Raw genomic sequence first — 6,184 nt, forward strand, 5'->3', positions numbered from 1 at the left:
GAATTGGCGGCATTGCTGAGCAGATTGTAGAGGATCTGGCGAACGCGGATCTCGTCGCCATGGAAGGTTTTCGGCGCGGCAGCCGCGTCGATCCTAAGCTTGATGGCATGTTCCTCCAGTCGGTCGGCGACCAGTTCGGCGGCAGCTGTAATGGTTCGATCGATGTGAACTTCGGAAATGTCGAGTTCCATGATGCCGGCATCCACCGTCGCCAGATCGAGGATGTCGTTGACGATGGTGAGAAGGACCGAGGAGGACGAGCCGACATGCCCGATATATTCGCGTTGCTTCTGGTTCAACGCACCAGTCGACGGCAGTGAAAGAAGCTCGGTAAAGCCGATGATGTTGGTGAGTGGCGAGCGCAGCTCATAGGAGACGTGCTGCACGAATTCGTTCTTGATCTGGTCGGACTTTTGCAGCGCCTCATTCTTGTCCTTCAGCGCCCGCTCGACGTTGACGCTGTCGGTAACGTCGACGAAGGTCATCATCACCTGGCCGTTGGGCAAAGGGATGACGGCGTAGCGCAAAACGGTGCCGTTGTTCAATTCGGTCTGGCCGTGGCGGTCGCGGCGCTCGTCGTCGAAGCCGGTGATGGCGGCAACGAACCCGCCCCACGGACTGTCGACGGCACGCCGGTCGCAAAGGTCGCGGATCGTCGAGACATGGACGTTGGATTTTGAGGCATCGGCATCCAGCCCCCACAGGGCCGCGAAGGCCGGGTTGGACAACCTCAGCCTGCCGTCGGGACCGAACACAGCGACGCCTTCGGCAAGGTTGTCGAGCGTCTCGCCCTGAACCCGGACGGCGGTCTGGTAGCGGCTTTCAAGGTCCATCTTCTCGGTCAAATTCTCGAACACCCAGGTGACGCCGCCCTTGGGCTGCGGATTGGCGACGACGCGAATGGTCTTGCCGTCCGGCAGATGCCACCAATGCTCCTGCGATTCAACCGCGCGGTAAGCGCCGAGCAAGCTCTCTTTCCAGCGCCGCCATTCGGGCTGCTCGGCAATCTTGCCTTCGCTGCGCAGGCGGTCGAGCAGCAAGGCGTTGTCCGGCGCGCTGTGCAGGAAGCCGCTGTCGAGGCCCCATAGCTTCTGGAACGCCTGATTGAAAAACCGCAATTTCTCGTCGGTATCGAAAATCGCCACGGCGGTGTTGAGCTGATCGAGCGTATCGGCGTGGCTCTGCACGGTCCGCTCATACTCGCCGCGAATGGCCTCGATGGCGCTGATGTCGCAGGCAAGACCAGCCGAACCATCCGCCCCGGCAAAGTCGGTCACGGCAAACATACGGCGGTCGCCTTCGATCACAGTGGAGAGCGCCTGTTCGAAGACGGGATGCGACTTGTGCTGCGCAGCAATCGTGTCGCGCGCCTGGCCGCCGAGGAATTCCTTGCCGTCACGAACCGCCGCTTCGGCATTCTCGGCCTCGACCGCTTCGGCATAGGCCCGGTTGACCCATTTCAGCCGCCCGTCGACGGTGCGCAGCCATGATGGCATCTTGAGCGCATCCAGAAGGCCGATCAGCGTCTCGTGGTCGGCGGCTAAGCGCTGGTTCTCGATCTTCAGCCTGGCCTGGCTTCGCTGTGTCTCCGACAGCGAGACGAAGCGAACCAATACATGCGCCGCACTCTTGCGGCCGTGAACCTCGAGCGGCTGGCCGGCCTGCGATTCGATGACCAGATCGAAGGGCTTTGCCTTGTCCCGCAGCGCTGCGACGGCATGTTCGAGTGCGGCCGCCGAACGCGGCATCAGCCAGCGGCCGAAAGCCAGGAAGGCGGCCCGGTCCTCTGGCGCGCCGCTCTCGATCGGCAATGTCCCGACAAGTTCGGGCTTCTTGTTCTCGGCCGCCCATACGACCACGCGCTGATCGCGGGAATGAAGCAGTGCCTCCGAGCGCTGCAGTGCGGCGTTGACGTCGGCGATGCGGGTCCTCAGTTCGGCATTTTCCGCCGAGGTGCGCGCCCGTTCGCGGATCAGGAAGATGGCCGACAGCAATGCCGCCCCCATGACGCCGACGAACATGGCGAGTTGCATGACCTCGACCGTGCTGACCGACAGCCCAGCCTTTTGCGCCACGCGGGTTTGGGCATGTGCAGTAAAGCCAAGCAGCGGACCAACCAGCGCGGAAGAAGCCAGCAGCACCCCGACACGGCTGCCGGCACGCCATAAAAGGCTGCCGCTTCTGGCAGCGGAGCCCGTGTTCGAATCGTTATAGCCGCCGGAAACGGCCTGTCCCGCGCAAGGCGGGTTATCCCCCGGCATGTCTTGGTCCTCTTCGCCGCCTGAATGCAAGACCGCCCTGATGCGTGCGCCCGGGCCTCGTCCCCGGACCGCGAATCAGCACCATAGCGCTTGCGCGAATCGGCGTGAAGAATCAATCAGCGCAAAAATAAAGCCGGGCGAAAAGTCAATCGCCCGGCTTCAATATCTAGTGGCAAGTTTCGCCGTGGTTAATAGCGGTAGTGTTCCGGCTTGAACGGTCCCTGCGGAGTGACGCCGATATAGGCGGCCTGTTCGCCGGACAGTTCGGTCAGGCGGGCTCCGAGCTTGTCGAGATGCAGGCGCGCGACCTTTTCGTCGAGATGCTTCGGCAGGACATAGACCTGGTTTTCGTACTGGCCGGGCTTGGTGTACAGCTCGATCTGGGCCAACACCTGGTTGGTGAAGGACGCCGACATGACGAAGCTCGGGTGGCCGGTGGCGTTGCCGAGGTTGAGCAGACGGCCTTCCGACAAAAGGATCATCCGCTTGCCGTCCGGGAAGGTGATCATATCCACCTGCGGCTTGATGTTGGTCCATTTCAGGTTGCGCAGCGACGCCACCTGGATCTCGTTGTCGAAGTGACCGATGTTGCCGACGATCACCATGTCCTTCATCAGGCGCATGTGGTCGAGGGTAACGACGTCCTTGTTGCCGGTGGTGGTGATGACGATGTCGGCCGTCGGTGCCGCGTCTTCGAGCGTGACCACCTCGAAACCATCCATCGCCGCCTGCAGCGCGCAGATCGGATCGACCTCGGTGACCTTGACGCGGGCGCCGGCGCCCTTGAGCGAAGCCGACGAGCCCTTGCCGACGTCGCCATAGCCGCAGACGACCGCGACCTTGCCGGCCATCATCGTGTCGGTGCCGCGGCGAATGCCGTCGACCAGCGATTCCTTGCAGCCATATTTGTTGTCGAATTTCGACTTGGTGACGGAATCATTGACGTTGATCGCCGGGAACGGCAGCAGGCCTTTTTTCTGCAACTGATAGAGCCGGTTGACGCCGGTCGTCGTCTCTTCGGTGACGCCGCGGATCGCTTCCTTCTGCTTGGTGAAGAAGCCGGGCGATGCCTGCATGCGCTTCTTGATCTGGGCAAACAGGATTTCTTCCTCTTCGCTGCCCGGATTGGACAGCACATCCTCGCCGGCCTCGGCGCGGGCGCCGATCAGGATGTACATGGTGGCATCGCCACCGTCGTCGAGGATCATGTTGGAGGTGCCGCCATCGGCCCATTGGAAGATCTTGTCGGTGTAGACCCAATAATCCTCCAGCGTCTCGCCCTTGACGGCAAACACCGGAATTCCGGCCTCGGCAATGGCCGCGGCAGCGTGGTCCTGGGTCGAGAAGATGTTGCAGGAAGCCCAGCGGATATCGGCGCCGAGCGCCTTAAGCGTTTCGATCAGCACCGCCGTCTGGATGGTCATGTGCAGCGAGCCGGTGATGCGCGCGCCCTTGAGCGGCTTCTTGTCGCCGAATTCCTCGCGGCAGGCCATCAGGCCCGGCATTTCGGTTTCGGCGATCTCGATCTCCTTGCGGCCCCAGCCGGCAAGCGCGATGTCTGCGACCACATAGTCCTTGCTACCCGTCATGGCAGTGCTCCGATGCGAATTGATTGCGGGACGCGCCCGCCCCGAAGGCGTGCCGGAGGGCGCGAGTTGCCGGCCTGACTAGCAGATCGAGAGTCGGACGACAATGGGATATAAAGAAATCTTTATCCGTGCATGTCTTAAGCGGCGACCAACACGTCAGCATTCCTCGCCGAAACGGGAAGCAACCAGTTGCTCCAGCGCATTGATGACCTCTTCGGCCTCCGGGCCGGTGGCGGTGACGCGGATCGAATAACCGGGGCTCGCCGCCAGCATCATCAGGCCCATGATCGAGGTGCCGCCGACCTTGACCCCGTCCTTCTCGACCTGGACCGTGGCGTTGAAGCCGCTGGCAATTTGAACGAACTTGGCAGAGGCGCGCGCGTGCAGGCCGCGCTGGTTGACGATCGGAAAGTCGCGAACGATCTTGTCCTTTTCCGACAACAGCGCACTCATTTACTGCTCAGGAGCTGACTGGCGACGTTGATGTATTTGCGGCCGGCAGCCTGCGCCTCATCCAGCGCGGCCGTCATGTTGTCGCCTTTGCGAACGCTGGACAGCTTGATCAGCATCGGCAGGTTCATGCCGGCAATGACCTCGATACGGCCGGATTCCATCACTGAAATGGCGAGGTTGGACGGCGTGCCGCCGAACATGTCGGTCAAAACGATGACGCCTGATCCCGTATCGACGCGGCCGACTGCGTCGATAATGTCGCGGCGGCGCTGTTCCATATCGTCGTCGGCACCGATCGCCACGGTCTCGAAATTGTCTTGTGGCCCAACGACATGTTCCACCGCATTGCGGAACTCGGCGGCCAGTTGACCGTGCGTTACAAGCACGAGTCCGATCATTCTTTGGTGGCTCCCGTCATGGCCGCTTCACAGGCGCATTTTATGCTCGCCGACCGTTCCAGGTGGCGGGAGCGCTATCTTGTCGACGCGAGGCCCGTTGACAAGCCCAAAATTGCGCCGGCCCAGGCCAATTTGACGCATTGCAGCAAAAAATCGAAATCGGATCACAGGAAAGGCGCAATCGACAGGCGCGACATCACTGCCGGCAAGGCCGCCGCGACATTGCGCCCGGCAAGATCGATGCGCGGCACTGGTACGCCGAAAACGGATTCGCTGCAGTCTTCCTGGAAGCGGGCCATTTTGCCGGCTGGCACCAGCCGGATAACGAGGTCGATCACGCAGGTTGGCTCGAACTGTATCGGTTTGGGGCCGAATCCCGGCACCTCGACGAGGCCGGCTATGCTGGCTGGTGCGCGGCAGACCAGCCGCCCCTGGCAATCGGCGGCATAGAGCTGGTCATCGCCGATCAGCCGGGAAAACAGCCCGCGCTGGCTGCAATGATCGATCAAGGCGAGCGCCAGCGTCGTCTTGCCCAAGCCGGACGGTCCGGTGATGAGAATGCCGCGATCACCTATCAGGATCGCGGTGCCGTGAATATTTTCAGGCTGCACAATAGGACCAGGCGTGATTGGAATTCATCCGTCAGCCTTCGGCCGGCAGCGTCACCACGAAGCGCGCGCCCTTGATCTCGCCAGGCTTGGTGCCCGGGATGTTCTCGGCGCTCAGCGTGCCGCCATGGGCTTCGACGATCTGCCTGGATATGGACAGGCCAAGGCCCGAGTTCTGGCCGAACGCCTCGCCGGCCGGCCGATCGGTATAGAACCGCTCGAAAATGCGATCGATGTTATCGGCCCGGATGCCGGGTCCATTGTCGTCGACGGTGACGATGTTGAACTTGCCGGCGCGCGCCAGCGATATGGTGATGTGGCCACGTTCTTCGGGAACGAAAGAGCGGGCATTCTCGATCAGGTTGGTGATCACCTGGCCGATCCTCAGATCATGGCCGACGACGAAGTAGCCTTTCACGCCCTGCGGCAGTTTGGCGACCTTGAATTCGATCTCGACCGCCTTCTTGTTGCGCGTGGCCTCGCGCGAGACGGCGACCAGATCGGTGATGAACTTCTTCAGGTCGACGGTTCCCGCGTCTTCCCGCGCCAGTTCGGCATCAAGACGGGAGGCATCGGAAATATCGGTGATCAAGCGGTCCAGCCGCCGCACATCGTGCTGGATGATATCCATCAGCCGGCTACGCGAATTGTCGTTCCTGGCCAGCGGCAATGTTTCCACCGCGCTGCGGAGCGACGTCAGCGGGTTCTTCAACTCATGTGAGACATCCGCGGCAAAACTTTCGATCGCCTCGATGCGGGCGTAGAGCGCATTGGTCATGTCGCGCACGGCGATCGACAGATTGCCGATCTCGTCCTGGCGGTCGGAGAAGTCGGGGATTTCCTCGCGGTTTTTGACACCTCGGCGAACCCTGACC

6 protein-coding genes are annotated in these 6,184 nt (G+C 61.8%); all 6 read right to left on the minus strand.

All coding sequences use genetic code 11. The annotated features are described in order from the left end of the window. A partial coding sequence (locus tag E5W70_RS17910) for a PAS-domain containing protein (RefSeq protein ID WP_292660290.1) occupies positions 1–2,261 on the minus strand: 2,261 nt, incomplete at its 3' end. Positions 2,262–2,449: 188 nt separating this feature from the next. Next, positions 2,450–3,850: an adenosylhomocysteinase gene (ahcY, locus tag E5W70_RS17915; protein WP_023677552.1), complete on the minus strand. Its 1,401-nt coding sequence runs from the start codon at positions 3,848–3,850 to the stop codon at positions 2,450–2,452. A 156-nt stretch (positions 3,851–4,006) separates the two neighbouring features. Continuing rightward, entirely contained in the window at positions 4,007–4,303 is a 297-nt protein-coding gene (locus tag E5W70_RS17920) for an HPr family phosphocarrier protein (RefSeq protein ID WP_292660295.1), read from the minus strand. Continuing rightward, a complete protein-coding gene (locus tag E5W70_RS17925) occupies positions 4,300–4,701 on the minus strand; it encodes a PTS sugar transporter subunit IIA (RefSeq protein WP_254815942.1) in 402 nt (133 codons plus the stop codon). The genes E5W70_RS17920 and E5W70_RS17925 overlap by 4 nt, the downstream gene beginning before the upstream one ends. A gap of 164 nt (positions 4,702–4,865) precedes the next feature. Beyond that, complete coding sequence (locus E5W70_RS17930) at positions 4,866–5,312, minus strand: HPr kinase/phosphorylase (protein ID WP_292660302.1); 447 nt, start codon at positions 5,310–5,312, stop codon at positions 4,866–4,868. 31 nt (positions 5,313–5,343) lie between these two features. After that, a partial coding sequence (locus E5W70_RS17935) for a HAMP domain-containing sensor histidine kinase (protein WP_292660305.1) occupies positions 5,344–6,184 on the minus strand: 841 nt, incomplete at its 5' end.

Origin of the sequence: Mesorhizobium sp., assembly GCF_005063415.1 — a bacterium.
Lineage (GTDB): Bacteria > Pseudomonadota > Alphaproteobacteria > Rhizobiales > Rhizobiaceae > Mesorhizobium.

What these genes read in the sequence shown, in the direction of transcription:
- ahcY (WP_023677552.1), bottom strand. Translation starts at nt 3,850, where the DNA reads ATGACGGGTAGCAAGGACTATGTGGTCGCAGACATCGCGCTTGCCGGC.
- E5W70_RS17920 (WP_292660295.1), bottom strand. Translation starts at nt 4,303, where the DNA reads ATGAGTGCGCTGTTGTCGGAAAAGGACAAGATCGTTCGCGACTTTCCG.
- E5W70_RS17925 (WP_254815942.1), bottom strand. Translation starts at nt 4,701, where the DNA reads ATGATCGGACTCGTGCTTGTAACGCACGGTCAACTGGCCGCCGAGTTC.